Below are 24,531 nucleotides of genomic sequence, written 5' to 3' on the forward strand. Positions count from 1 at the left end.
CGGGACTCCAGCTCCAGATAGACATGCGTCGAGACGTCACCCAGCTCGAACAGCCCCGACCGGCCCAGCCAGTAAGCATGCTGGACGTCCGTCAGACCGAACGGCTCACCCCACGACCCCGGGTCCGGACGCAGGGTCAGTTCCCGTTCCGTCTCGGCGAGCGGTGCCTCCGCCGAGGAGACCAGTGACTGGCCGACGGCCTCGGCCAGGACGCGCAGACTGGGCATGGCGACGAGGTCGGTGAGCGGGATGGACACCTCCAGCTCGGCCTCGACCGTGATCTGCAGCTCGGTGGCCTGGAGGGACTCCAGGTAGAGGGAATCGTCGAGGTCGGCGGGCGCCTCCTGGCCGGTCGTCCGGTGGTAGCACTCGCGCAGGTAGGCGCAGATGTCCCGCATCCGGTCGGCCGGGGGGAGGGCGAGCAGGGCCGCGCGGTCGAGGGAGCGCGTGCCGACGTTGCCATTGCCGATCGGGTGCACGGGATCCTCCTGGAGGCGATGCGGGAACGGACACCCGGGGCCACTCGGTGGTCCGGGCGCGGCTTGCTGCGGCCCTGCGGGCAAGCCCGGTCAGACTCACGCGCGGACGAGGCCGTCCAACAGCCCTGAATGACTGGCGGGAAGGCCGGACGGCCGGGGACGCCCACCGTGTCCTTTCGAGGGGGACCAAGGGCAGGGCTCTTCGGACGCGTCGTGCTGGGGTGGGCCCCTCACCGGCCCGCGGGGCAGGGTGCTCGGGATGTCCGACCCGTCGAAGGAGCGATTGTGGAAGGCCCGTCCCGCTCTACCAAACGGCAGGTCAGGCGCACCCTGTTGCGCCTGGTGCCGATCCTGGCCGTACTCGTCGCGGCCGGAGCGTTCATCGTCGCGAACCGCACCCAGGCCATCACCCCCGAGGGAACGCCGGTGACGTTCGCCAAGGCCCTGAAGACGTACCGCGACCATCCTTCGGCGCTCCGCGACGACCTGGGGCAGATCAGCCGTCCGGTGGCGCCGAGCAAGCAGATCAAGGGGTTCACCAAGCCGAAGGCCGGCGTCTACACCTACCGTACCGACGGCGCGGACTCGATCATCTACGACGGTGACACCTACAAGCGTCCCTTCCCCAAGGTGACCTACGCCCGGGTGCAGCACGGGCCCGGCTGCGTGTGGGAGCTGTACTTCACCCCGATCAAGGAGCACACCGACGCCCACCGCCAGTGCAGCGGCCGGGGCGAGTACTTGTGTCTGGCCCATATGCAGAAGGTGAGCTTCGCGGGGATCGAGGGGGACGAGGCGCACAAGTGCAATCCGGCCATGGTGCAGGTGGGCGGGAACGCGGTGAAGCCCGGCGGACGGGAGGAGACGATCTGCATCTCGCACGGCAACCGCGCCGCCATCAAGATCAAGTACATCGGTGACGAGACCGTCCAAGTCGGCGGTGAGGCCCGGCCGGCCCACCACGTGAAGATCGACAGCTATGTGAAGGGCGAGGGCCTGGACGGTGACGCCGTGGCGGACGTCTGGTTCGACAAGGCGGACGGCCTGTATCTGAAGGTCGTCAGGTCGGCCGACGTCAACGTGGACCGTGGCGGCGGCAACAAGGGCACCTACCGCGTCGAGGCGTCGTACACGCTGGAGTCCCGCACCCCCAGGACCTGACCGGAGGCACGACAGCCGGCGGGGCCGCCCCTGAGAACAGGGGCGGCCCCGCCGCGACGTCGGCCGCGCCGGTCACCGCACCGGTGACACGGTCTCCTGCCGGATGCGCTCCAGCACCGGATCGGGATTGTCGGCGACGAAGAAGTGCCCGCCGGGCACGCTGTGCAGCTCGAAGCTGCCCGTGGTGTGCAGCCGCCACGGAGCGCACTGGTCCACGGGTGCCCGGTCGTCGTCGGTGCCGGCCAGGGCCACGATCCGGCAGCCCAGCGGCAGCCCGGGGACGTAGCGGTAGGTCTCGGCGGCCCGGAACTCCGCTCGCAGGCCCGGTTCGGCCGCCTCGCGCAGTGCGGCCTGGCCGAGGAGTTCCGGCGGGGTCCCGCCGAGCGCGCGCACCTCCGACCAGAACTCGGCGGTGGGCAGCGCGGCCAGCTTCGGGCCCGGCGACGGCAGATGCGGGGCGACGTGGCCGGTGGCGAACAGCACCTCCGGGCCCCGGCAGCCCCGGGCGGCGAGCACCCGTGTGGTCTCGAAGGCGATCAGCGCCCCGAGGCTGTGGCCGAGGAACAGATACGGGTCGCGCTCGCCGGCCAGGTGGTCGGCGCATGCCTCGGCCAGCGCGGTCACCGAATCCGGCGCGGTCGGCGTCCGGCCCGGGAACCGGGCACCGCGGCCGAGGACACGCACCTCCACGGAGGTGAGCCGGTCTCCCCAGGAGCGGTAGGGGGAGTCGGTGCCCCCGGCGTGCGGGAAGCAGTACAGCAGCATGGCAGGGTGCTCCTCGGTGGGCGGAGTGCGGCGGCCCGGCTCAGTCGCCGACCAGGCGGGTGAAGGCCGGGAGGACGAAGATCTGGGTGACGATCGTGAGTCCGACGAGGACCGCCAGGGCCTTCAGCAGCGCCTCCGTGGCCGTACCGCTCTCCGGTCCCGTCATCAGGGCGCGGATGCCCTCGATGACGTAGGTGAACGGATTCCACGTGGTGAGCTTGGCCAGCCAGTCCTGCAGGAGGTACGGCGGAGCGGCGGCCGGGCTGGCGAACAGCAGCAGCACCGACAGGGGGGCCATGGCGAGCGGCGCCTGCGGATTGCGGGTGCGCAGCGCCACGACGTAGAAGATGCCGCCGTAGGCGACCGACCAGAACGAGGAGAGCACCAGCAGCAGCAGGACCCCGGCCGGGCCGGAGTCGACGCGGGCGCCGAGCAGCACGCTGACCCCGAGGACCACGAGGCCGGCCGGCACCACCCGCAGGGCGTCGAACAGGAGCCGGGACAGCAACAGGGCCGCGGGGCGTACGGGTTGCAGCCGCAGCCGGTCGAGGAAGCCGCTCTGCGCGTCGAGCACCAGGGCGGTGGCCGAGTAGCCGGAGCCCATCATCCCCGTGAACAGCAGCAGGCCGGGCGCCATGTAGGCGGCGTAGGGGGTGACGGGGAAGCCCGGGATGAACGCCATGCGCTCGTAACTGGACGCCACGAGGGTGATCAGGAACAGCGGGAACAGCACGGGGAAGACGAAGGCGATCACGGGGCTGCGCCGGCCCTCGCGCAGGTTGCGCCTGAGCAGGGTCATGGTTCCGGACAGTGCGGACATCAGATGCCTCCCCGGCCCGTGCCGACGGTCCTGGCGAGCGCGGCCGCGGCGACGCTGCCGTCGTTCGCCGTCCTGCGCTCCAGCCCCTCACCGGTGAGGCGGATGAAGACTTCCTCGATGGTCGGATCCGTCACGGTGACCCCGTTCAGGGGAACGCCCCGTTCGTGCAGCTTCCGGAACAGCGACGGCAGGACGTCCTCGTCCGCCGGCAGGTCGATCCGGAGCAGGTCGCCGGTCTGCCGGCAGGCCGCCGGGCCGGCGACCGAGACGGCCAGTTCCTGTGCCTCGGGGGTGGCGGGCAGGGTGAGGACCTTGCCGCCGATGCCCTTCTTGAGCTCCTGCGGGGTGTCGATCACGGAGAGCGTGCCCTTGTCGAGAATGGCGATCCGGTCGCACAACTCGTCGGCCTCGTCGAGGTACTGGGTGGTGAGGAACACGGTTCCGCCGCCTCGCCGGTAGGTGCGGACGAAGTCCCACAGGGCCCGTCGGCTCTGCGGGTCAAGGCCCGTGGTCGGTTCGTCCAGGAAGAGCAGCTCCGGGCCGTGGATCAGGGCGAGAGCCGCGTCGAGGCGGCGCCGCATGCCCACCGTGTAGGTGGCGACGAGCCGATCGGCCACCTCGGTGAGCCCGAACCCGGTGAGCAGTTCCTCGATGCGCTCGGTGCGCCGCGCGGGGCGCATCCTGCGCAGGGTCGCGACGAGGTGCAGATGCTCCCGGCCCGACATGAGCGGGTCGAGCGCGGCCTGCTGCAGCGACAGGCCGATGCGGTCGCGCACCTGGGCACGATGCTTGACGACATCGAGTCCCAGCACCCGGGCGCTGCCCGAGGTCGCGCGGGTGAGGGTGGCCAGGATGCGGACCGTGGTCGTCTTGCCCGCTCCGTTGCGGCCGAGGAAACCGAACACTTCCCCCTCGGCCACCTCGAAGTCGACCCGGTCCACCGCCACCGTGCCGTCGTCGAACGCCTTATGGAGGCCCTGGGCCTCGATGATGGACATGCCGTTCAGCGTCATGCCTCGGATCGCCGCTGAACAGCGCTGTTTCGGAGCGTCGTTCGTGCCCCGTGCGGCGCCCGTTCTAGGTGGCCGTTCGGGCCCGTCGAGGGTGCTGTAACTCGGGCGTCCCGTTGGCCCTGGGAGCCGCCCCGGCGCTTCGGTACAACGGTGGCACCGCACAAGATTCGAGGGGATGCCGTGAGCCTCTTTCCCAGCGCAGAGTGGTTGAATTCATACGTGGAGCTGATCAATTCCTCGGAAGAGTTCGAGGAGGCGGCACGCACGTTTCAGGCGGAGATCGCATTCGTCTTCGAAGCGGAGGAGGACCGCGGCGTGCCGGCCGACATCTGGTGCCACACGGAGTTCGGGGACGGTAAATGCAAATGCGCCACGTACGACGTGGGGCCGGAGGGGGCGCGTGACGCCACCTTCGTGATCAGGGCGCCGTACTCGGTGTGGAAAAGCGTGATCGAGGGCGAGACGGACCCCATCGAGGGCATGCTCGACGGCGACCTCATGGTGACCGGTCACCTGCCGACGCTCCTGAAGTACGTGCGGGCGACGGACGAACTCGTGTCCCTCGCCGCCCAGGTCTCCAGCAGCTTCGCCGACGAGGTGCGCGGAGCCGTCGGCGAGGTGCGCTGAGCGACGGTGTGGGTGAAGCCGCCCGGCCGGGTGTGTTCGCCGGCGGGGCGGCTTCGGCGTGGGGTCGGCGGGCGGTGGCGACGATGTCGAGTTCGCCTGCCAGGTAGCGTTCCCGGCAGGTGCCGCGGCGCTTCTTGCCCGAGGAGGTCTTGGGCGGGGTGGCGGTACGTACGGGGACGTCTTCGGCCGGTGTGGGTGAAGCCGCCCGGCCGGGTGTGTTCGCCGGCGGGGCGGCTTCGGCGTGGGGTCAGCGGGCGGTGGCGACGATGTCGAGTTCGCCTGCCAGGTAGCGTTCCCGGCAGGTGCCGCGGCGCTTCTTGCCCGAGGAGGTCTTCGGCAGGGTGGCGGGACGCACGAGGACGACCTCGGCCGGCGCGTGCTTGGCCGCCTCGCGCAGCCGCTCGAACAGCTCGCGGGCGAGCCGGTCCTGGCTCACGGCGCCGCCCCTGCCCTCGGCGACCACCACCATGCGCTCCTGGTCCGTCAGGGAGAACGCGATCACGTTGCCGCCCCGCACACCGGGCACCGTCTCGGCCACGATCTCGTAGTCCTCCGGGTAGAGGTTGCGCCCGCCCACGATGATCATGTCCTTGGCCCGGCCGCAGATGTACAGCTCGCCCTCGTGCAGGAAACCGAGATCGCCGGTGTCCATGTGGCCGTCGGTGAGCCGGCCCAGGCCGTCGAGCGGGGCGCCGGGCGCGGTCCAGTACCCGTCGGTCACGCCGGGCCCGGTCACCCGCACCTCGCCGACCTGGCCGTCGGGGAGCACCTCACCGCCGGGCCCGTGCACGGTGACGCGGGTGCCGGGCAGCGGCGTGCCGCAGGAGACCAGCGGACGGGCCGGCAGTTCGTGACCGCCGTACTGGCGGGGCGCCTCCTTCGGGTCGAGCACGCGCACCGACGCCCGCGCTGACGCCGCGGTGACGACGAGCGTCGTCTCGGCCATGCCGTAGGTGGGGCACAGCGCCCCGGCGGGCATGCCGCTCCTGCCGAGCACCCGGACGGCTTCCTCCACCGTGTCGGCCGTCACCGGCTCCGCACCGTTGATGGCCACCCGCAGCCGGGACAGGTCGAGTGCCGCGGGCCGCAGCTGCTGGGCCTTGACGGCCAGCTGGTAGGCCGAGTTCGGGGCGGCCGTGATCTCGGCGCGGTGAGCGGTCACCGTCTCCAGCCAGCTCGCCGGGCGGCCGAGGAAGTTCTCCGTGGGCATCACGACGACGTGCACGCCCTGGACGAGCAGTCCGACCACCGAGACGATGCCCATGTCGTGGTAGAAGGGCAGCCAGCTGACGTAGGTGTGCCCGGGGCGCATGCCGAGCGCCGCCATGCAGGCCAGCACGTTTCCGACCAGCTGTCCCTGCCGTACCGGAACGGCCTTGGACGATCCGGTGGTTCCCGAGGTGAACTGGAGGAGGCCGAGGGCGGAGCCGTCGGGCACCGGGGGCTCGGGCGCTGCCGGGCCCGACAGGCCGGCGTCGAGCGGGAGCACGCGGCACCCGGGGGGCACCGCCGCGCTCAGCCGGGGCGGTCGGTCGGTCAGGACGACCTCGGCGCCCGCCGTGGCGAGCCGTTGCGCGAGCAGATCCTGTCCGGCGGACGCCTCCAGCCGCTCGTGCGGCAGCACCACGGGCACGGCGCCCAGCCGCCACAGGCCGAACAGGTTCAGCAGCAGCTCCACGGAGGTCGGCGCGAGCACGCACACCCGGTCCCCCGGCCGGACACCGGCACGGCGCAACCGGGCGGCCACACCCGTCGATATGTCGCCAACTTCGCTCAGACTCAGGCGTGTCGGCCGCATCGCCCGGTCGAGCACGGTGAGCGAGCCGCCGCGCCGCGACGAGTCGTGCAGCGCGGCGGGTATCGACTGCTGGTCGCTTCGCAGGGGGTCGGCGGTCATCGGACACAGCCCTCTCGGATAGCGGGGGAGCACCGGGTGCGCCCCACGCTAGGCGGACCTCGCCCGACTCCGCGTCCGTCCTTGGAGACGCCGTCCGAGGGTGCCCGAACGGCTACGCCGCCCCCGCGACCGAATGCCCCGGTGTGACGCCCCGCGCGATGCGCCGGTGAGACAGGTGGCGTGATTCACCCGGACGGGCACCCGGGTGCTTGCCGGTGGTATTGCCCGCGGGCTGAGTCGTCAACTACTGTCGCCACGCTCTACTAGCCCGGCATAGTAGAGAAATGACGCGACCGGGGTTGACGCGCTGTCGGCAACACGCGGAGCGATACTGGAAAGTACGCCGCTGGAACGTATCGACAGCAGCGAACGGACCGCTGCCCGCGGGGCCCCGGAATCCCGCGCCGCCGATAATTCCCGCTTGTTCAGTGCACGACTCCTTCCAGAGGAAAAAAAGGGTTCCCGCCGAGCAACTCAGGAGTAAAAGTCGTGACCGAGACCGACCGCACCACCGCCCTCGAATACCGCCCCGCCACCCATGACGGGCTGGACATCGCGCTTTTCGTCCCCAACGAAGTGGCGAGGTTCGGTCTGCGCACCATGCTGGCCTCGATCAGGGTGCGACATCTGATCGAGGCCGACTCGTTCGAAGAACTCGCCGAGCACCTGCACCATGCGCCGGTCGACGTCGTGATCATGTCCTGTCCGGGGCAAGAGGTCACCCAACAGGAAGAAACGCTCCGCGAGATCTCCGCGATGAACGTCAAGGTGCTGTTCCTGCTGGAGAACGCGTCACAGCACATGGTGGTACGCGCGGCCTCGCTGCCCGTCGACGGCTTCCTCGTCCAGCCGGAGCTCACCCGGAACGCCCTGGCCGACGCGCTGCGCCGGATCAGCGACGGCGAACTGTCCATGCCCTCCACGCTCGCCCGCGAGTTGCTGTCCCAGGTACGCGAGCGCAACGGCGCCAAGGCGCCACGCCCGGTGTCGCTCACGCCCCGGGAACAGCAGGTCCTCTCGCTGGTCGGGGACGGCCTGAGCAACAAGCAGATCGCCCGCCGCCTCAGCATCTCCGAGCACGGCGCCAAGCGCCATGTGGCCAACGTGCTGGCGAAGTTGAACAGCCCCAACCGGACGCTGGCCGTGGTGACCGCGCTCAAGGAGGGGCTGCTTCCGCCTCAGGCCTGAGCAGGTCGCCATGAGCGCAGCCGCAGGCTGTTACCGACGACCAGCAGGGAGCTCCCCGACATGGCGACCGCGGCGATCATCGGGTTGAGCATGCCGGCGGCGGCGATCGGGATGAGCAGGATGTTGTACGTGAACGCCCAGGTGAGGTTCGACCCGATGGTCCCCATGGCCCGCTTGGCCAGCTCCAGGGCATCCGCGACCGCCAGCGCGTCCTCGCGCATCAGCGTCACCGACCCCGCTCCGATGGCCACGTCCGTGCCGGTGCCCATGGCCATGCCGAGTTCGCAACCGGCCAGCGCCGCAGCGTCGTTCACTCCGTCGCCGACGACCGCCGGCACGCGACCGGCGGCCTGGAGGTGCGCCACCGCCTCGGCCTTGTCCTCCGGCGACGCGGAGTGCCGCACCTCGTCGATGCCCAGCTCGGCGGCGACCGCACGGGCGGCCCCGGGACCGTCCCCGGTCAGCAGCATGACCTCGATGCCGAGCGCCCGCAGCCGCGCCACCAGTTCGGTGCTGCCCTGCCGCAGGGTGTCCCCGAGCGTCAGTACGGCCACACACGCGCCGTCGACCTGAACCACGACGGCCGTGCGCCCCGCGGCGTCCGCCCGGTCCGCGGCCTCCCGCAGGGCCGCGGGCAGCGCGGTGTCCGGGGCGATACGCCGGATGCACAAGGCGTGCCCGTCCACGCTGCCGCGGACCCCGGTCCCGGCCATGGCGGTGAAACCGGAGACGCCACCGGGAACGCGGTCCGCGGCGGGCACGGCGGCGGCGATGGCGCGGCCGACGGGATGCTCGGACAGCTGCTCCACGGCCGCCGCCAGGCGCAGCACGGCGGCGGCCGACCAGCCGTCGACGGTCACCGTGTCCAGCAGGCGCATGGTGCCCGAGGTGAGCGTGCCGGTCTTGTCCAGCACCACGGTGTCCACGGCCCGCAGCCGCTCCAGCACCTCCGGGCCCTTGAACAGCACCCCGAACTGCGCGCCGCGCCCGGTGGCCGCGAGCAGCGCGGTGGGCGTCGCCAGCCCGAGTGCGCAGGGACAGGCCACCACCAGCACCGCGACGGCCGTGGTGACGGCCCCCTGGGCACTGGCGCCGGCGCCGAGCCAGAAACCGAGGACGCACGCCGCGATCACCAGCACCGCCGGCACGAACACCCCCGCGAGCCGGTCCGCGAGCCGCTGCACCCGGGCCTTGCCCGCCTGGGCCTCCCACACCAACTGGGTCACCCGGGCCAGCCGGGTGTCGGCGCCCACCTCGGTCGCCCGGACGACGACACTGCCGCCGGCGTCCAGCGTTCCGCCGGTGACCCGGTCGCCCGGTCCGACCTCGCGGGGCGCGCTCTCCCCGGTCAGCAGGGACAGGTCGAGCGCGGCACTGCCCCGCACCACCACGCCGTCGGTCGCCACGCGCTCCCCGGTCCGGACGAGGAACAGCTGACCCGGCACCAGCCGACCGACGGGAATGCGCCGTTCGACGGGCGGCTCGCCGGGCGGTCCCTCGTCCAGGACGGTGACATCCTTCACGACGAGTTCGGCGAGAGCGTGCAGCGCGGAGCCCGTCCGGCGCCGCACCCGGTCCTCCATCAGCCTGCCGCACAGAACGAACAGCGGGATGCCGACGGTGGCCTCCAGATAGACGTGGTCGTGCCCGCCGACGGCGCCCAGCGAGAAGGGCATGACCAGGCCCGGGGTGCCGGCGGTGCCCAGGAACAGCGCGTAGCACGACCACGCGTACGAGGCGGTCACGCCCAGACTGACCAGGGTGTCCATGGTCGCCGTCGAGTGCCGCAGGGCGCGCAGGGCGCGGCGGTGGAAGACATCGGCGCCCCACAGGGCCACCGGGGTGGCCAGCAGGAAGCACACCCACTGCCAGTTGCGGAACTGCAACGCCGGGATCATCGACACGAGGAGCACCGGCAGGGCCAGCACCGCGGTGAGCACCACCTTGAGGCAGTCCTCGTCACGGCATCCGGTCGGCGGGGCCTCGGGCGCCTGAGCGCTGTCGTCGATCCGGTCGGCCGTGTAGCCGGCCCCCCGTACCGCGTCGAGCAGATCCGTCACGGGCACGTCGGCCGGATGGACGACCCGGGCCCGCCCGGTGGCCAGGTTGACGCCCGCCGTGACGCCCGCGATGCGACGGAGCCGCTTCTCCACGCGGGCCACGCAAGCGGCACAGGTCATTCCGCCGACGGCGAGGTCGGTGGTGAGCAGGCTGCCGCGGTCTGCGGGCTCCGCCTCGCCCTCCCCGCTGTCCGCCGGCGCCGGGCGGACCGTCCCGGACTCGGCGCTCATCGGCCGTGCTCCGCGGAGTGTGAACTGTCGTCCTGCGGATAATGCCACCCGGGACGCCACTCGGGCGCCACCGGGCCCACCGCGCGCCCGACCCCGTAGAACACGGCGCAGAGCACCCCCAGGACCAGGACGAATCCGATCGGTTTGCCAAAGGCGAAGGAAGATCGCCGCCGCTGTTGTGCATCCATGGCCAGGTAGTCGCGCCGACGGGTTACGGGGTTCCCGGCCGCCGGCGTACCGGTCAGCGCGCCCTTCCCCGTGGTTTCGGCGCTGCCCCCGGCAACTCCGTGCTCGGAGGACTGCGAGCATCCGCTCGTGGTGGTCGTGCGGCAGCCCGCGCAGGTCGAAACCGCGAGCCGGGACAGGATCGGCCACCTGGCGTCGAAGCAGCTCTTCAAGGAGCTTGACTTCGAGTGCACTCGAATTCGTAGCGTTCCGGGTATGAGCACTGCACAGCACAAGATCGGATCCGGTTTCGGTGCCACCAGCACCGCCGACGACGTCCTGCAGGGCATCGACCTGACCGGAAAGCTTGCCCTCGTCACCGGCGGTTACTCGGGGATCGGCCTGGAGACCACCCGGGCGCTCGCCAAGGCCGGGGCCCACGTGGTCGTGCCCGCCCGCCGCCCGGCCACGGCCGAACAGGCGCTGACCGACATCGCGGGAGTCGAACTGGACGAGCTGGACCTCGGCGACCTGGAGAGTGTGCGCGGCTTCTCCGAGCGGTTCCTCGCCTCCGGACGGAACATCGACATGGTGATCGACAGCGCCGGGATCATGGCCTGCCCGGAGACACGGGTGGGGCCCGGCTGGGAGGCCCAGTTCGCCACCAACCACCTCGGTCACTTCGCCCTCGTCAACCGTCTGTGGCCAGCGATCGCACCGGGCGGTGCACGGGTCGTCTCCGTCTCCTCTCGCGGGCACCACTTCTCCGGCATCCGCTGGGACGACATCCACTGGCGGCAGGGTTATGACAAGTGGGAGGCCTACGGTCAGGCCAAGACCGCCAACGTCCTGTTCGCCGTCCAGCTCGACAAGCTCGGCCGCGATGCCGGTGTCCGGGCCTTCGCCCTGCACCCCGGCGGCATCATCACCCCGCTCCAACGCCATCTGCCCAAGGAGGAGATGATCGAGCGGGGGTGGATCGACGAGGACGGCAACGTGCTCAACCCCGAGGGCTTCAAGACCCCGCAGCAGGGTGCGGCCACCCAGGTGTGGGCGGCGACCTCGCCGCAGCTGGACGGGATCGGCGGCGTCTACCTGGAGGACTGCGACATCGCCGAGCCGGCGCCGGAGGACGACGCCGAGCGCCTTGGCGTGAAGGACTGGGCGATCGACCCGGAGCAGGCGGCTCGGCTGTGGGAGCTGTCGGCGGAGCTGACGGGCGTCAACGCGTTCGCCGCCTAGAACTCCCCGGACGTGGCAGGTCCGGGGAGCGCCGAGTTCCCGGGTGCCCACGGCGCGACAGGTGTGCCGACAGCGAAGTCGGCAGCTGGGGTCACCTCGCTGCGGAGGGCCGCTGCCACCAGGGCAGGCGACGGCCGAGCGAGACCGGCTGATTCCTGCGGCCCGGGTGAATCCACACCGTGCTCTCGCAGGCCGACGCCGGCGGTCAGCGGCCCCTTCCTCGAGGCTTGAGCGGCACTGCCGGCAGTTCGGGCGCACGCAGTGGAGCTCCGTCGTACCCCTTCACCTCGCCGAACCGGGTGCCCTTCATCCAGTCCTCGCGAGCCTCGACGATCTCCTCCTGGGAGCGGGCCACGAAGTTCCACCACATGACCAGTTCCTCGGCGAACGGCTCGCCGCCCAGGAGCATGATCCCGGCGTCCGACTCGGCGCGCAGCGGGAGTCCGGAGCGGCCGCAGCCGAGGTAGAGCAGGGAGCCGGGCAGCACCGGGACCCCGTCCACGTGCACCTCGCCGGACATGGCCAGCACGCCGTACTCGAAGTCCGGCTCCAGGGGGAGGCGGGCCTGGGCGCCCCGGCGCAGGGCGAGGTCGGCGCCGACGATCGGGGTGTACGCCGTACCGGGGGAGCGGGCGCCGTCCAGGTCGCCCAGGATCACCGTGGCGGTCAGGCCGGGCGCGGTCACCGTGGGCAGCTCGGGGTGGTACTCGAACGACGGTTCCGTGTGCCGGTGCTCGTCGGGCAGCGCCACCCAGAGCTGGGCGCCGTGCAGGAAGCGGGCGTGCGGGCGGGGGCTCTCCTCGGAGTGGCTGATCGCGCGGCCCGAGGTCATCAGGCCCAGCTGCCGGGGCCCGATCGTCTGCAGGCTGCCGGTCGAGTCCCGGTGCAGCACCTCGCCCTCGTGCAGCCAGCTGACCGTCTGCAACCCGATGTGCGGATGCGGCGGGACCTGCATGCCGGGCTCGTCGGCGATGTCGTCCGGGCCGTAGTGGTCGACGAAGGCCCACGCGCCGATCATGCGCCGGCCGAGGTTCGGCAGCAGCCGGCGCACCTCGGTCGACTCGCCCAGCTTCACGTGACGGGGACTCAGCAACTCGCGGACGGGTTCGGCGACGACGAATCCGCGGCCACCGCAGACACTGGGCACGGGCGCGCGGTCAAGGTTGCTCATGCCGCCCAACCTAGCGCTCCGCGCGCTGCGGGAGAGGGGTGCTGCGGGCGGTTCACCGGTGTGGTGCGCTCGGGGACGGCTGGGCCGTGGACGGGCGTACCGGGCTCGGTGCCGGGGACGGTGTGCCGGTCGAGGGACGGGGGGAGCGGCCGGCCCGGCCGGACGGGGCGGGCCGCCGCGCGTCGTGGAGAACACCAGCGCGGCCACGGCGGCCAGGGCCAGCACGCCCGCCACCGCCCGGCGCACCAGCACCCTCCGGCGCCGTACCGCAGCGGCCGCATGGGTTCCTTCGGTCGCTCGGGCAGGACATCTGGCCGAAGCGGAGGCCTCCACCCCGGCAGACGCCCGTCCCCGGGCGAGGTTGCAGGTGACGGCCGACGAATTTCCCGCGCTCCGCGATCCGCCGACCGCTGCCGTCACCCGCCGCCTTTCAGCCCAGCTGCTTCAGCAGCTCCTCGGCCACCGGAGCCGAGGACGCCGGGTTCTGGCCGGTGATCAGGTTGCGGTCGACGACGACGTGCGGCGCCCACGGCTCGGCCGCCTGTACGTCGACGCCCGCCTCGGTCAGCCGGTCCTGGAGCAGCCACTTGGCCTGGCCGGCGAGGCCGCCCTGGGTCTCCTCCTCGTTGGTGAAGGCCGCCGCACGGTACCCGGCGAAGGCATTGGTGCCGTCGGGCCGGACCGCGGCGAGCAGCGCGGCCGGACCGTGGCAGACCACGGCCAGCGGCTTGCCCGAGTCCAGGGCCGCCACCAGCAGCCCGCCCGACTCGGCGTCGACGGCCAGGTCCTCCATCGGGCCGTGCCCGCCCGGATAGAAGACGGCGGCGAACTCGCCGAGGTCCACCTCCGCGAGCTTCACCGGCGTGCGCAGCTCGGTCATCTCCTCCAGCGCGCGGGCGACCTGGGCGGCGCCCTCCTCGCCGCCGTTGAACTCGGGCGCCAGGCTCGCCCGGTCGACCGGCGGCACCACACCGCCCGGCGTGGCGACGACGACCTCGTGCCCGGCGGCCTTGACGGCGCGGTACGGGACCACGGCCTCCTCGGCCCAGAAGCCGGTGGGGTGCGCGGTGCCGTCGGCGAGCGTCCACTGATCGGCGCCGGTCATCACGAACAGGATCTTCGACATGGGGTCCCTCTTCGAAAGCGTGCGTCTTCGGAAAGCGTGCGTCCGCGGCAACGTGCGTCCGCGACGTGCGTCCGTCGGAAAAGAACGTAGGCGGCAGGACCCATAGACATCCAATGAAGGATCGAATGGCTGACATTGGATCCCCTATGGGTCCGTGGGAATACCGGCCGGTGATACTCGGACCGTGGAGACCGCTTCCCTCGACCTGAACCTGCTGCGCACCTTCCTCGCGGTGTACCGCTCCGGCTCCTTCACCGGTGCCGCCCGCCTGCTGGGGCTGTCCCAGCCGACGGTGACGACGCAGATGCGCGCGCTGGAACGGCAGACCGGCCGGGAGCTGTTCGAACGGCTGCCGCGCGGGGTCACACCGACCCCGGTGGCCGACGAGCTGGCGGCCCGCGTCGCCGCACCGCTGGACGAGCTCGCGGCCGTCGCCGGCCCCACCCCGCCGGCCGGCACCGGGACCGAACCGGTCCACCTGGCCGGCCCGGCGGAACTGCTGTGCACCATGGTCCTGCCGGCCCTCGCGCCGCTGGTCGCCGAGGGCGTACGGCTGCGGGTGGCGACCGGGCTGACCGATCCGCTGCTGGACGAACTGCGCGCCGGCCGCCACGACCTGGTGATCGCCACCACCCGCCCGCGCGGCCGCACCCTGCACGCCGTTCCGCTCACCGACGAGGAGTTCGTGCTGGTCGCGGCACCGGTCTGGGCCGAGCGGCTGACGGACCACCGGCGCGCGCAGGACCCCGAGGGCCGGGCACCCGGCGCGCAGGGCGCCTTCGACCCCGCCGTCCTGCAGGGCGTCCCGCTCCTCACCTACGCCGAGGACCTGCCGATCGCCCGCCGCTACTGGCGGCACGTCTTCGGCCGGCGCCTGTCCCGTACGGCCGCGGTGACCGTGCCCGACCTGCGCGGGGTCCTCACGGCCGTGGCCGCGGGCGCCGGGTTCAGCGTGCTGCCCCGCTATCTGTGCCAGGACCTGCTGGAGTCCGGCGCGCTCGTCGCGCTGCTGGAACCGGAGGACCCGCCGATCAACACCGGCTTCCTCGTCCAGCGGCCCGGCGTCTCCGACAACCCCGACGTGGCCCGCGTCCGCGCCCTGCTGCTGCGGGCGGCGCGCGGCTGGTAGCCCGGCCGGCGGCCCGTTCAGGCCGCGGAGGCTCCCGGGTCGGTCCGCCACTCCGGGGCCAGCACCGCCCAGATCTCCTCGTCGTGCCGCTCGCCCCGGTACAGGTAACTCTCCCGCAGCACGGCCTCCTTGCGCATGCCGAGCCGGCGGGCGACCGCGATGCTGGGCGCGTTGCCGGCCGACACCCACCACTCGACGCGGTGGATGCCCCGCTCCCGGACCGCCCAGTCGATGAGCCGGCGTGCCGCCCGGGTCACCAGACCCCGGCCCACCCCGGCCGGCTCCAGCCAGCACCCCGCCTCCGCGGTACCCTGCGCCACGTCCATCCGGCGCAGGATCACCGCCCCGACGAGGGTGCCGTCGAGGCGGATCCCCCGGATCAGGCCCGCGTCGGCCGCCTCCTTCCGCGCGTACGCCTCCAGGAACGCCCGGCCGGCGGCCACGTCCGTGACCACGTCCGGCAGTCCGTTGAAGCGCCCGATGAACTCCCGTCCCCGGTTCACATGGGCGAGGAACTCCTCGGCCTGCCAGGGCTGGAGGGGGCACAGCTCGGCGCCGTCGTCACCGAGTGAGGTCGCGAACACGGTCACCTTCGGGGGAGCGGGTGGGACGTCTGGTACGCCAGCCTACGGTCCGCGCCCTCGCCGATGGCGGTGAGGACCTCGTCCAGTTCCATGAACCACTGCCAGGCCGGCCGGCCGTCGGCCCCCGCCAGCCGCGCCACCACCAGGTCCTCCAGCTCCGGGACCCGCTTGTTCTTCCAGACCTTGTCGGCCAGGCTCACCAGCAGGTCCGCCACCCCGGTGCCGGGAGCCGTCCAGGAGGCGTGGGTGCCGGCGAACCGGGCGAGTTCGGCCGGCACCCCGTACCGCAGCAGCAACTCCCGCCCCGCTTCCTCGTGCTGGGTGCCGGGACCGGACAGCTCGGCGGGGTGCAGCGCCTTGCCGATGTCGTGCGTGGCGGCACCGAACAGGACCGCCTCGGCGTCGAACTCCAGGTGCGGACAGTGCCGTTGCACCCATGCCACGAGCTGGGCGGCGACGTCGTGCACCGCCCGGAGGTGGGCCACCAGCCGTGGCGGCGCACCGGCCCGCTCCAGCAGCAGGGCGGCCTGTTCGGGCAGGGGGCGCAGGGGCGGGTCACCGGTGTCGTCCGTCGCTATCGACGCGGTGTCGGTGGCGGTCATCGGGCCAGCGTAGACGCCCTCCGGGAACTGACATCGTTGTCCCGCGTTCCCTGGATGGCGGGGCCGGGGTGCCAGGCCGACGATGGTGGTGGGGTACGGGCCGCCGCCGCAGCACCGGTGCCGTCCGAGGCCGCCGGGGACGGAGGCCGGCCCCGGCCGCGGTCGGCGGCCGGAAGGGAGGACACCGTCATGCTGGAAGTGAAGACGGTCGAGAAGCCGGACGAACGGCGCGACTTCCCCCGCGGCCACCTCGAAGCTCTCCACCTGACCGGGCTCGACTTCGCGGTGGGCACGTTCGAACCCGGGTGGCGCTGGTCGGAGTCCGTGGCGTCGATCGCGGGCACCGAGAGCTGCATGGTCCACCACAACGGGTATGTGGTGCAGGGACGGTTGCACATCCGCATGGACGACGGCGGTGAGGGCGAGGTCGGCCCGGGCGACGTGTTCGTCTGCCCGCCCGGCCACGACGCCTGGGTGGTCGGTGACGAGCAGGTCGTCGTCCTGGACTTCGCCGGGACGATGGCGAACGAGTACGCGAAGGGCTAGCCGGACGTCGGCGTCCGTCCGCGCGTTGTCTGCCGCCGGGCCGCACCGGGTGCGGCCCGGCGGCCTGTCCGCAAGCCCCGTCAGGCTGTGGCGTCGAAGGTCCCCGCTTCCTCCTCCGCGAACCCCACGGCGTCCGGGTGGCCGAACAGGCCCGGGAGGCCGCCGGTGTGGAGGAGGACCGTCTTCTCGCCGGGGCGGACGGTGCCGTCGGTGATCGCGGCGTGCAGGCCGGCCAGGGCTCGGCCCGTGTAGACGGGGTCCAGTGGCAGGCCCTCGGTGCGGGCGGCCAGCCGCAGGGCATCGCGCACCGGGCCGGTCAGTGTCGCGTACCCGGCGCCCACCTGGTCCCGGCGGATCCGCAGCACCTCGGGTGATACCTCCTCCGTGGTGAGCGGTGCGGCGAACTCGGTCACCGCCGCTGCCGGGTCGGCCAGCGCGCCCACGTCGACGCCCAGTACCGCCCCGCTGCCCAGGGCCGCGACCAGCCCGGCCATCGTGCCGCCCGAGCCGAGCGCCACCACCGCCGTGCGCAGCTCCGGCAGTTGCTCGCGCAGTTCCGCGCCGCAGCGCAGGTAGCCGCGGGCACCCAGGACGCCGGAACCGCCGAACGGGATCAGTGCCGGACGGGCACCGCCGGCCCGCAGGCGCGCGCAGACCTCGGCCGCCGCCGCGTCCAGCCCGGCCTGGTCCACCGGGCCGGCCCAGGCGAGCCGGGCCCCGAAGAGGCCGTCGAGGGCCAGGTTCCCGGAGCGGGAGGCGCCCGGGGAGCCGCGCAGCACGAGGACGACCGCCAGGCCGAGCCGGGCGCCCGCGGCGGCGGTCAGCCGGGCGTGGTTGCTCTGCGGGGCACCGGTGGTCACCAGCGTGTCCGTGCCCTCGGCGAGGGCCGCGCCCACCGTCCACTCCAGCTTGCGGATCTTGTTCCCGCCGCCGCCGAGACCGGTCAGGTCGTCCCGTTTCACCCACAGGTCGTCCGGCCCGAGTCCCAGCGCGGCGGCCAGCCGGGGCGCCGGTTCCAGCGGGGTGGGGAAGGTGCCCAGCGGCACGGGCGGGTGAGTCATGGCGACGCGTCCTCGGGTCGGGTCGGGCGATGGGGCCAGTGGATCACGGACCGGCGCCCGGCGTCACACCGGCAGCAGCCCCGCGACGAGCCCGCTCAGCTGCCGGGCCGTGCGGCACTCGTGCATCTCGACCAGCTCGGCGTAGGCGGGCGCGGCCGAGTCGCCGGTGCCCCAGCGGTCGCGCGGCTCGGGGTTCAGCCAGTAGACGCGCCGGGCCCGCCGGGCCAGCTCGCGGACGGCGGGGAGGTTGGGGTCGCTCATGTTCGTCCGGGCGTCCCCGAGGACGAACACGGTCGTCCGCGGTCCGACCGCACCGCCGTACCGCTCGGTGAACTCGCCCAGCGCCACGCCGTAGTCGCTGCTGCCGTGCCAGCCGGTGAGCACGGCCTCGGCGCGGATCCGGGCGCTCAGCCCGTCGGGGTCGGCGCGGCCGTGGTCGAGCAGGCCGGTGACCTCGTCGAGCCGGTTGACGAAGGCGAACACGCGCACCTTGCCGAACTGGTCGTGCAGGGCCTGCACGAGGAGCATGGTGAAGTCCGAGAAGCCGGACACCGAGCCCGACACGTCGCAGAGCAGCACCAGTTCGGGGCGGACCGGACGGCGCCGGCGCAGCACCGGCCGCATCGGCACCCCGCCCGTGGACAGCGAGGAGCGCAGGGTGCGGCGCAGGTCGATCGTGCCGCGCGCGGCCCGGCGGCGGCGCGCGGCGAGCCGGGTGGCCAGCTTGCGCGCCAGCGGCTGGACCGCCTTGCGCAGTTCGGCGAGTTGATCCCGGTTGGCGAACAGGAAGTCGACCCGGTCGGCGGTCGGCCGGACGCCCCGGCGCGCGATCTCGTCCCGCCCGCGCCGCTCCGCGACCCGGCGCCGGGCCTCCGCCCCGACCATCCGCCGGAACTCCTCGATGCGGCGCCGGATCTCGTCGTCCAGCAGCCGGTCCGCGAACCCGGCGCCGCTCCCGTCCCGGCCCCGCACCTCGGACCGTACCCGGGCCAGCAGGGTCTGCGGGCGCAGCCGGTCCAGGGTCTGGTACGCCGACCAGCCGTCCGAGCCCGGTGAACTCCCGTACCCGCCCAGGCCGTCGACCGCCTCCGCCGCCAACCGGGCGAGCTGCGTACGGTCGTCGGCGGCCAGCGCGTCCGCGAGCCGGTCGCGCAGGGTCTCGCGGTCCGGGGGAGCACCGTCCGGGCCGCCGACCCCGCGCGGGAAGTACAGGTCGAAGACCGAGTCGAACAGGGCCCGTTGGCCCGGGCCGTGCAGCAGAGTGGCCGCCAGCCCCTCGCGCAGCAGCTCCCGGTCGGCGAGGCCCAGTGCCTCCACGGCGCGGGCCGCGTCCACGGTCTCCCCGGTGCCGATCCGCACCCCGTGCCCGCGCAGTGCCGCGGCGAGGCCCGTGATCCGGTCGGCGACGTCGCTCACAGCGCGTCCAGGTCGAGCTTGGCCGCGGCCTTCTGGATGTCGTCCTGGTGCTTGAGGATCACGCCGAGGGTGTCCCGTACGACGGTCTCGTCGAGGGTGCCGGCGCCCAGGGCCAGCAGGGTGCGCGCCCAGTCGATGGTCTCGGCGACGGACGGCACCTTGCGCAGGTCCATCGCGCGCAGCGCCCCGACGACCCGGACCACCGACGCGGTCAGCGCCTCGCCGAGGCCCGGCACCTTCAGCCGTACGATGCGCCGCTCCAGCTCCTCCTCCGGGAAGCCGATGTGCAGGAACAGGCAGCGGCGGCGCAGGGCCTCGGACAGCTCGCGGCCGGCGTTGGAGGTGAGGACGACGAACGGGCGGCGGGTCGCGGTGACCGTGCCCAGCTCCGGGACGGTGATCTGGAAGTCGCTCAGCACCTCCAGCAGCAGTCCCTCCATCTCGACGTCGGCCTTGTCGGTCTCGTCGATGAGCAGCACCGTCGGCTCGTCGCCGCGGATGGCGGTGAGCAGCGGGCGGGGGAGGAGGAACTCCTCGGTGAAGATGTCGGTGCGGGTCTCGTCCCAGCTCTCGTCGCGGCCCGCGCTGATGCGCAGCAGCTGCTTGGCGTGGTTCCACTCGTACAGGGCCCGGGACTCGTCCACGCCCTCGTAGCACTGGAGCCGGACCAGCCGGGCCGCGGCCACCTGGGCGACGGCCTTGGCCAGTTCGGTCTTGCCGACCCCGGCCGGGCCTTCGACCAGCAGCGGCTTGCCCAGCCGGGCGGCGAGGAAGACGGTCGTGGCGACGGCGGGCGAGGCGAGATAGCCGGTCTCGGCGAGGCGGGCGGAGACGTCGTCGACGGACGTGAACAACGGGGCCTCCGGCGGGTCGGGGAGCGGGCTCCTGGGGGAAACAACGGCCGAGCCCCTATCTAAGCGCTTGTTCAGCTCCGGCGCCACGGGTACGAGCACTCCCCCGGACGGGCCAGCCCAGCGCGCCGACGCCGTGGGCCGCCCGGTCCAATGGAGCCGTGACCGCGCCCCCGGACGACTGCCTCGCGCGCAACGAGTGGATCTGCGGTGCCTATCTGAGCACCCGCCGGCAGATCCTGCTCGACGCGGTCGTCCAGCACCTGCAGCTGACCTTCCTGTCGGTCCTGATCGGCCTGCTCGTCGCCCTGCCGCTCGCGGTACTGGCCCGCCGCTGGGGCTGGGCGGCCGGCCCGGTCCTCGCCGTCACCACGATCCTCTACACCATCCCGTCGCTGGCCATGTTCTCCCTGCTCCTGCCCCTCTACGGCCTCTCGGCCACCCTGGTCGTCGCCGGGCTGGTGCTGTACTCGCTCACCCTGCTCGTCCGGAACATCCTCGCCGGACTGCGCGCGGTCCCGGAGGAGACCCGGCAGGCCGCACTCGGCCTCGGCTACGGCCCCGTCCGCCTGCTCCTCACCGTCGAGCTGCCCCTCGCCCTGCCCGCCGCGATGGCCGGCCTGCGCATCGCCACCGTCTCGGCGGTCTCCCTGGTCACCGTCGGCGCGATCGTCGGCTTCGGCGGCCTCGGCAACCTCATCTACGCGGGCATGAACACCTACTTCAAGGCCCAGGTGCTCACCGCGTCCGTGCTGTGCGTGGTCATCGCCGTCGCCGCCGACCTGCTCCTGCTGGGCGTGCAGCGGCTGATCACGCCCTGGTCACGGGCGGCCCGCGGATGAACGCCCTCGCCGCCGCCTGGAGCTGGCTCACCGACCCCGCGCACTGGTCGGGCGACGACGGCATCCGGCACCGGCTGCTCCAGCACCTCGGCCTCACCGTCGTCTGCCTGCTGCTCAGCTGTCTGATCGCGCTGCCCGTAGCCCTCGTCCTCGGCCACCTCGGCAGGGGCGGCGCGCTCGCGGTGAACGTCTCCAACGTCGGCCGGGCCGTGCCCACCTTCGCCGTCCTGGTGCTGCTGCTCCTGACCCCGGTGGGCAGGTGGGGCGAGGGTCCGACGGTGGTCGCCCTGGTGCTGTTCGCCGTACCGCCGCTGCTCACCAACGCCTACGTCGGCATGCGCGAGGTCGACCGGAGCGTGGTCCAGGCCGCCCGGGGCATGGGGATGACCGGCCGGCAGGTGCTGTGTCGAGTGGAACTGCCCCTTTCGCTCCCGCTGGTGCTGAACGGGGTGCGGATCGCCGCCGTCCAGCTCGTGGCCACCGCCACCATCGCCGCGCTCGCGGGCGGCGGCGGCCTCGGCCGGATCATCACGGCCGGGTTCAACCTCGCCAGCACCCCGCAGGTGGTCGCGGGCGCGCTGCTCGTCGCCGTGTTCGCCCTCCTCGTCGAGGGGGTATTCGAGGCCGTCGAGCGGCTGGCACCGGTGTGGGCCCGGGGCGGCCGATGAGGGGTCGTACGGCACTGGCCGCGCTGGCGCTCCTCATGCTGGGCGGCTGCGCCACCGGCCCGGCCCTGGAGCACCGCGGCCAGGTCACCGCACCCCCCGGCGACAGCCGTCACCTGACCATCGGCTCGGCCGGCTTCACCGAGAGCGACCTGCTCGCCCAGCTCTACGCCCAGCTGCTGAACCAGGCCGGCTACCGGACCTCCGTCCTCACCGTCGCCAACCGGGAACTGTACGAACCGGCCCTCGAATCGGGTCAGATCGACGTCGTGCCCGAGTACGCGGCCACGTTCGCCGACTGGCTCGATGCAAAGACGCACGGCGCCGGCGCGCGCACGGCCGGTTCGCCCGACCTCGCCGCCACGATGCGGGCGTTGCGCGGCCTCGCCGCACCCCGCGGCCTCACCGTCCTCCCACCGGGCCGGGCCGTCGACCAGAACGCCTTCGCGGTGACCGCCGCCTACGCCCGCCGGCACCGCCTCAGGACCCTCAGCGACCTCGGCGCCTCCCGACTGAAGGTACGGCTCGCGGCGGGCGACGAGTGCGTGCAGCGGCCGTACTGCGCGCCGGGTCTGCGGAAGGTGTACGGCATCGACATCACCGGCATCGACCCCAAGGGCGTGGGCACCACCCAGGCCAAGCGGGCCGTGCAGACCGGCCGGGACCAGATGGTGCTGACCACCACCACCGACGCCACCCTCGGCTCGTTCGGTCTGGTCCTGCTCGCCGACGACAAGCGGCTGCAGAACGCCGACTACGTCGTCCCGGTCGTCAACCGCTCGCGCGCGGGCGGCCCCGGCGTGGCGAAGGCACTCGGCCGGCTCAACGACGTCCTCACCACCGGCGACCTGGCCGCCATGAACCAGCGGGTCGACAGCTGGCGCCGGCTTCCCGCCGACGTGGCCCGCACCTACCTGAAGGACAAGGACCTGCTGAAATAGTCCGCCTCAGGCGTCCGCCACCGAGTCGAACGGCACCTGCCCGCGCGTCACTCCGCGCGCCTCCGCGTCCACCGAACGGCGCAGCGCCTCGTGCAGCTTCGCCGGGGTCAGCACCCCGAGGAACCGCGCCCCCTCCAGCACGGCGACCCACCCGGCGTCGTACTGGAGCATCACGCCGAACGCCTGCTTCAACGGGGCGCCGACCGGCACCCAGGCGGTCATCCGGTGGGTCAGCTCCCCGACCGTGCCGCCCGCCACCAGTTCCTCGATGCCGACCCAGCCGTGCAGATCACCGCCCCGGTCCAGGACCACCGCCCACCGGGCGCCTTCGGCCCGCAGCCGCTCCAGCGCCTGCCCGGCGGGCTCGTCCCGGCGGGCCACCGGCGGCTGCTCCAGGTCCTCCGGCTCGATCGTGGTGACCGACAGCCGTTTCAGCCCGCGGTCGGCGCCCACGAAACCGGCGACGTACGGCGTGGCGGGCGACCCCAGCACCGCGCCGGGCGTGTCGAACTGCTCGATCCGGCCCTGCCCGTACACGGCGATACGGTCGCCGAGCCGGACGGCCTCCTCGATGTCGTGCGTGACCAGCAGCACCGTCTTGCGCACCGCGGCCTGCATGCGCAGGAACTCGTCCTGCAACTGCTCGCGCACCACCGGGTCGACCGCGCCGAACGGCTCGTCCATCAGCAGCACCGGCGGATCCGCGGCCAGCGCCCGCGCCACGCCGACCCGCTGCCGCTGCCCGCCGGACAGCTGTTCCGGATAGCGCGGCCCGTACGTCTTCGGGTCGAGGCCCACCAGGTCCAGCAGCTCGGCCGCCCGGGCCCGCGCCTTCGCCCGCTTCCAGCCGAGCAGCGCGGGCACGGTCGCGGTGTTGTCCAGGACGGTGCGGTGCGGGAAGAGGCCCACCTGCTGGATGACGTACCCGATCCGGCGGCGCAGCCGCACCGGGTCGACGGTCGCGATGTCCTCGCCGCCGACGAGGATCCGCCCCGAGGTCGGCTCGATGAGCCGGTTCACCATCATCATCGTGGTCGTCTTGCCGCACCCGGACGGTCCCACGAGCGTGACCAGCTCGCCCTCGGACACCTCGAAGGAGAGGTCGTCCACGGCCGTCGTACCGTCCGGATACCGCTTGCTGACCTGCTCGAACCGGATCATTCCCTCACGCTACGGCAGCGTGTCCCGGGCTTCATCCCGCCGTGCCCCGACCGGCGGACCCCGGCGTTCACCGCCCGGTCGTGAGCACGATCCTGCCGTACTGGTGCCCGCCTCCATGTACTGGTGGGCCTGGACGACGTCGGCCAGCGGGAAGGTGCGGTCGACCACCGGGCGCAGGGTGCCGGCGCGCGGCCATGGTCAGCGGGGGCATGTCCAGGTCGAACCCGGGGAACGGGGTGGGCCCGCCGCTCTGCATGCCCCACAGCAGCAGCGTTCCGTCGGCGGCCACGGCCCGGGCCGGCTCCAGCACCCCGGGTCCCGCGACGGCGTCGAGGACGTGCTCGGCGCCCCGGCCGCCGGTCAGCTCCCGCACCCGCCCGGCCACGTCCTCCTCGTCGGAGACGATCACCTCGGCGGCGCCGTCGTCCAGCAGCCGCTGCCGCTTGGCACGGGTCCGGGTGACGGCGACGGGCGTGGCGCCGAGCCGGTTCGCGGTCCGGATCGCGGCAAGGCCCAGGCTGCTGGAGGCCGCGTTCACGACGGCCACGTCCCCGGCCCGGACCCCGCCGACCTCCACCAGTGCGCCGTAGGCCGTCAGGTACGGCAGCCACACCGCCGCCCCGCTGACCGGGTCCACCTCGGGGGAGCGGGGCAGCGACGCGGAGGCGGGGACGAGGGCACGCTCGGCGTACACGCCGTAGTCGTCCACCACGCCCGCCGCCTCGGTGCCGAGCCGGGCCGGGAACCGCTTGACCGGTTCGATGTACCGGCCGCGTGGAACCGCACCG

24 protein-coding genes and 1 pseudogene are annotated in these 24,531 nt (G+C 73.0%); 9 read left to right on the forward strand and 16 right to left on the reverse strand.

What is annotated here, in order from left to right:
* A partial coding sequence (locus ACIP4Y_RS20410) for a phosphopantetheine-binding protein (protein WP_401395223.1) occupies window positions 1-479 on the reverse strand: 479 nt, incomplete at its 3' end.
* A gap of 285 nt (window positions 480-764) precedes the next feature.
* Here ACIP4Y_RS20410 and ACIP4Y_RS20415 point away from each other — a divergent pair.
* The gene (locus ACIP4Y_RS20415; protein WP_401395226.1) at window positions 765-1,640 is read left to right on the forward strand and encodes a hypothetical protein; all 876 of its coding nucleotides are present in this window, start codon (window positions 765-767) and stop codon (window positions 1,638-1,640) included.
* Window positions 1,641-1,712: 72 nt separating this feature from the next.
* Here ACIP4Y_RS20415 and ACIP4Y_RS20420 read toward each other — a convergent pair whose 3' ends face one another.
* Genes ACIP4Y_RS20420 through ACIP4Y_RS20430 form a run of 3 tightly spaced genes read right to left on the reverse strand, consistent with a single transcriptional unit; the run spans window position 1,713 to window position 4,223 of the window.
* Window positions 1,713-2,405, reverse strand: a complete 693-nt coding sequence (locus ACIP4Y_RS20420) for a thioesterase II family protein (protein WP_401395229.1) — start codon at window positions 2,403-2,405, stop codon at window positions 1,713-1,715.
* A gap of 40 nt (window positions 2,406-2,445) precedes the next feature.
* The gene (locus tag ACIP4Y_RS20425; protein ID WP_401395232.1) at window positions 2,446-3,225 is read right to left on the reverse strand and encodes an ABC transporter permease; all 780 of its coding nucleotides are present in this window, start codon (window positions 3,223-3,225) and stop codon (window positions 2,446-2,448) included.
* Window positions 3,225-4,223, reverse strand: a complete 999-nt coding sequence (locus ACIP4Y_RS20430; protein WP_401395235.1) for an ATP-binding cassette domain-containing protein — start codon at window positions 4,221-4,223, stop codon at window positions 3,225-3,227. The genes ACIP4Y_RS20425 and ACIP4Y_RS20430 overlap by 1 nt, the downstream gene beginning before the upstream one ends.
* A 234-nt stretch (window positions 4,224-4,457) precedes the next feature.
* Here ACIP4Y_RS20430 and ACIP4Y_RS20435 point away from each other — a divergent pair, with 234 nt between their 5' ends.
* Window positions 4,458-4,865, forward strand: coding sequence for an SCP2 sterol-binding domain-containing protein (locus ACIP4Y_RS20435; RefSeq protein ID WP_401395238.1), 408 nt, complete (start codon window positions 4,458-4,460; stop codon window positions 4,863-4,865).
* A gap of 247 nt (window positions 4,866-5,112) precedes the next feature.
* Here ACIP4Y_RS20435 and ACIP4Y_RS20440 read toward each other — a convergent pair whose 3' ends face one another.
* Window positions 5,113-6,762 (reverse strand): AMP-binding protein, encoded by a 1,650-nt coding sequence (locus ACIP4Y_RS20440; protein WP_401395241.1) that lies wholly within the window; start codon window positions 6,760-6,762, stop codon window positions 5,113-5,115.
* 489 nt (window positions 6,763-7,251) lie between these two features.
* Here ACIP4Y_RS20440 and ACIP4Y_RS20445 point away from each other — a divergent pair, with 489 nt between their 5' ends.
* Window positions 7,252-7,950, forward strand: coding sequence for a response regulator transcription factor (locus tag ACIP4Y_RS20445; protein ID WP_358648023.1), 699 nt, complete (start codon window positions 7,252-7,254; stop codon window positions 7,948-7,950).
* Here the strand turns inward: ACIP4Y_RS20445 and ACIP4Y_RS20450 are convergent.
* Entirely contained in the window at window positions 7,941-10,241 is a 2,301-nt protein-coding gene (locus tag ACIP4Y_RS20450) for a heavy metal translocating P-type ATPase (protein WP_401395246.1), read from the reverse strand. The genes ACIP4Y_RS20445 and ACIP4Y_RS20450 overlap by 10 nt on opposite strands.
* Before the next feature lie 441 nt (window positions 10,242-10,682).
* On the opposite strand from ACIP4Y_RS20450, the gene ACIP4Y_RS20455 reads away from it, so the two are divergent.
* Window positions 10,683-11,648, forward strand: a complete 966-nt coding sequence (locus ACIP4Y_RS20455; protein WP_401395249.1) for an SDR family NAD(P)-dependent oxidoreductase — start codon at window positions 10,683-10,685, stop codon at window positions 11,646-11,648.
* 205 nt (window positions 11,649-11,853) lie between these two features.
* Here the strand turns inward: ACIP4Y_RS20455 and ACIP4Y_RS20460 are convergent, their stop codons facing one another.
* Both ACIP4Y_RS20460 and ACIP4Y_RS20465 read right to left on the reverse strand, forming a co-directional pair.
* Window positions 11,854-12,819, reverse strand: a complete 966-nt coding sequence (locus ACIP4Y_RS20460; RefSeq protein ID WP_401395252.1) for a pirin family protein — start codon at window positions 12,817-12,819, stop codon at window positions 11,854-11,856.
* A gap of 430 nt (window positions 12,820-13,249) precedes the next feature.
* Window positions 13,250-13,945, reverse strand: a complete 696-nt coding sequence (locus ACIP4Y_RS20465) for a type 1 glutamine amidotransferase domain-containing protein (RefSeq protein ID WP_401395255.1) — start codon at window positions 13,943-13,945, stop codon at window positions 13,250-13,252.
* Window positions 13,946-14,129: 184 nt separating this feature from the next.
* Between ACIP4Y_RS20465 and ACIP4Y_RS20470 the strand changes: the two genes are divergently transcribed.
* Window positions 14,130-15,074, forward strand: coding sequence for a LysR family transcriptional regulator (locus ACIP4Y_RS20470; protein WP_401395258.1), 945 nt, complete (start codon window positions 14,130-14,132; stop codon window positions 15,072-15,074).
* Window positions 15,075-15,091: 17 nt separating this feature from the next.
* On the opposite strand, the gene ACIP4Y_RS20475 is transcribed toward ACIP4Y_RS20470, so the two are convergent.
* Window positions 15,092-15,658, reverse strand: a complete 567-nt coding sequence (locus ACIP4Y_RS20475; protein WP_401395261.1) for a GNAT family N-acetyltransferase — start codon at window positions 15,656-15,658, stop codon at window positions 15,092-15,094.
* Window positions 15,659-15,660: 2 nt separating this feature from the next.
* Complete coding sequence (locus ACIP4Y_RS20480) at window positions 15,661-16,260, reverse strand: HDIG domain-containing metalloprotein (protein WP_401395264.1); 600 nt, start codon at window positions 16,258-16,260, stop codon at window positions 15,661-15,663.
* A 189-nt stretch (window positions 16,261-16,449) separates the two neighbouring features.
* Between ACIP4Y_RS20480 and ACIP4Y_RS20485 the strand changes: the two genes are divergently transcribed.
* Window positions 16,450-16,806 (forward strand): cupin domain-containing protein, encoded by a 357-nt coding sequence (locus ACIP4Y_RS20485; protein ID WP_358648015.1) that lies wholly within the window; start codon window positions 16,450-16,452, stop codon window positions 16,804-16,806.
* 80 nt (window positions 16,807-16,886) lie between these two features.
* Here the strand turns inward: ACIP4Y_RS20485 and ACIP4Y_RS20490 are convergent, their stop codons facing one another.
* From ACIP4Y_RS20490 to ACIP4Y_RS20500, 3 genes are all read right to left on the reverse strand, one after another.
* On the reverse strand, window positions 16,887-17,867 hold the full coding sequence (locus ACIP4Y_RS20490; protein WP_401395268.1) for a pyridoxal-phosphate dependent enzyme: 981 nt from the start codon (window positions 17,865-17,867) through the stop codon (window positions 16,887-16,889).
* Window positions 17,868-17,930: 63 nt separating this feature from the next.
* Complete coding sequence (locus ACIP4Y_RS20495; RefSeq protein ID WP_401395271.1) at window positions 17,931-19,283, reverse strand: VWA domain-containing protein; 1,353 nt, start codon at window positions 19,281-19,283, stop codon at window positions 17,931-17,933.
* On the reverse strand, window positions 19,280-20,137 hold the full coding sequence (locus tag ACIP4Y_RS20500) for an AAA family ATPase (RefSeq protein ID WP_401395274.1): 858 nt from the start codon (window positions 20,135-20,137) through the stop codon (window positions 19,280-19,282). The genes ACIP4Y_RS20495 and ACIP4Y_RS20500 overlap by 4 nt, the downstream gene beginning before the upstream one ends.
* Window positions 20,138-20,295: 158 nt before the next feature.
* On the opposite strand from ACIP4Y_RS20500, the gene ACIP4Y_RS20505 reads away from it, so the two are divergent.
* Genes ACIP4Y_RS20505 through ACIP4Y_RS20515 form a run of 3 tightly spaced genes read left to right on the forward strand, consistent with a single transcriptional unit; the run spans window position 20,296 to window position 22,582 of the window.
* The gene (locus ACIP4Y_RS20505; protein WP_401395277.1) at window positions 20,296-20,976 is read left to right on the forward strand and encodes an ABC transporter permease; all 681 of its coding nucleotides are present in this window, start codon (window positions 20,296-20,298) and stop codon (window positions 20,974-20,976) included.
* Entirely contained in the window at window positions 20,973-21,644 is a 672-nt protein-coding gene (locus tag ACIP4Y_RS20510; RefSeq protein WP_401395280.1) for an ABC transporter permease, read from the forward strand. Before ACIP4Y_RS20505 ends, ACIP4Y_RS20510 begins: the two co-directional genes overlap by 4 nt.
* The gene (locus ACIP4Y_RS20515; protein WP_401395283.1) at window positions 21,641-22,582 is read left to right on the forward strand and encodes an ABC transporter substrate-binding protein; all 942 of its coding nucleotides are present in this window, start codon (window positions 21,641-21,643) and stop codon (window positions 22,580-22,582) included. The genes ACIP4Y_RS20510 and ACIP4Y_RS20515 overlap by 4 nt, the downstream gene beginning before the upstream one ends.
* A 6-nt stretch (window positions 22,583-22,588) precedes the next feature.
* On the opposite strand, the gene ACIP4Y_RS20520 is transcribed toward ACIP4Y_RS20515, so the two are convergent.
* The 3 genes and pseudogenes from ACIP4Y_RS20520 to ACIP4Y_RS20530 all read right to left on the reverse strand — a co-directional run.
* Window positions 22,589-23,743, reverse strand: a complete 1,155-nt coding sequence (locus ACIP4Y_RS20520; protein WP_358641451.1) for a betaine/proline/choline family ABC transporter ATP-binding protein — start codon at window positions 23,741-23,743, stop codon at window positions 22,589-22,591.
* Window positions 23,744-23,752: 9 nt separating this feature from the next.
* Window positions 23,753-23,911 carry a hypothetical protein gene (locus ACIP4Y_RS20525; protein ID WP_401395287.1) on the reverse strand — a complete coding sequence of 53 codons (159 nt, stop codon included), beginning with the start codon at window positions 23,909-23,911 and terminating at the stop codon, window positions 23,753-23,755.
* Between the two features lie 52 nt (window positions 23,912-23,963).
* Window positions 23,964-24,455: pseudogene (locus ACIP4Y_RS20530) on the reverse strand (zinc-binding dehydrogenase); the annotation flags it as partial.
* Window positions 24,456-24,531: the final 76 nt, after the last annotated feature.

Origin of the sequence: Streptomyces sp. NPDC088810 (genome assembly GCF_044750305.1) — a bacterium.
In the GTDB taxonomy this organism is placed as follows: domain Bacteria; phylum Actinomycetota; class Actinomycetes; order Streptomycetales; family Streptomycetaceae; genus Streptomyces.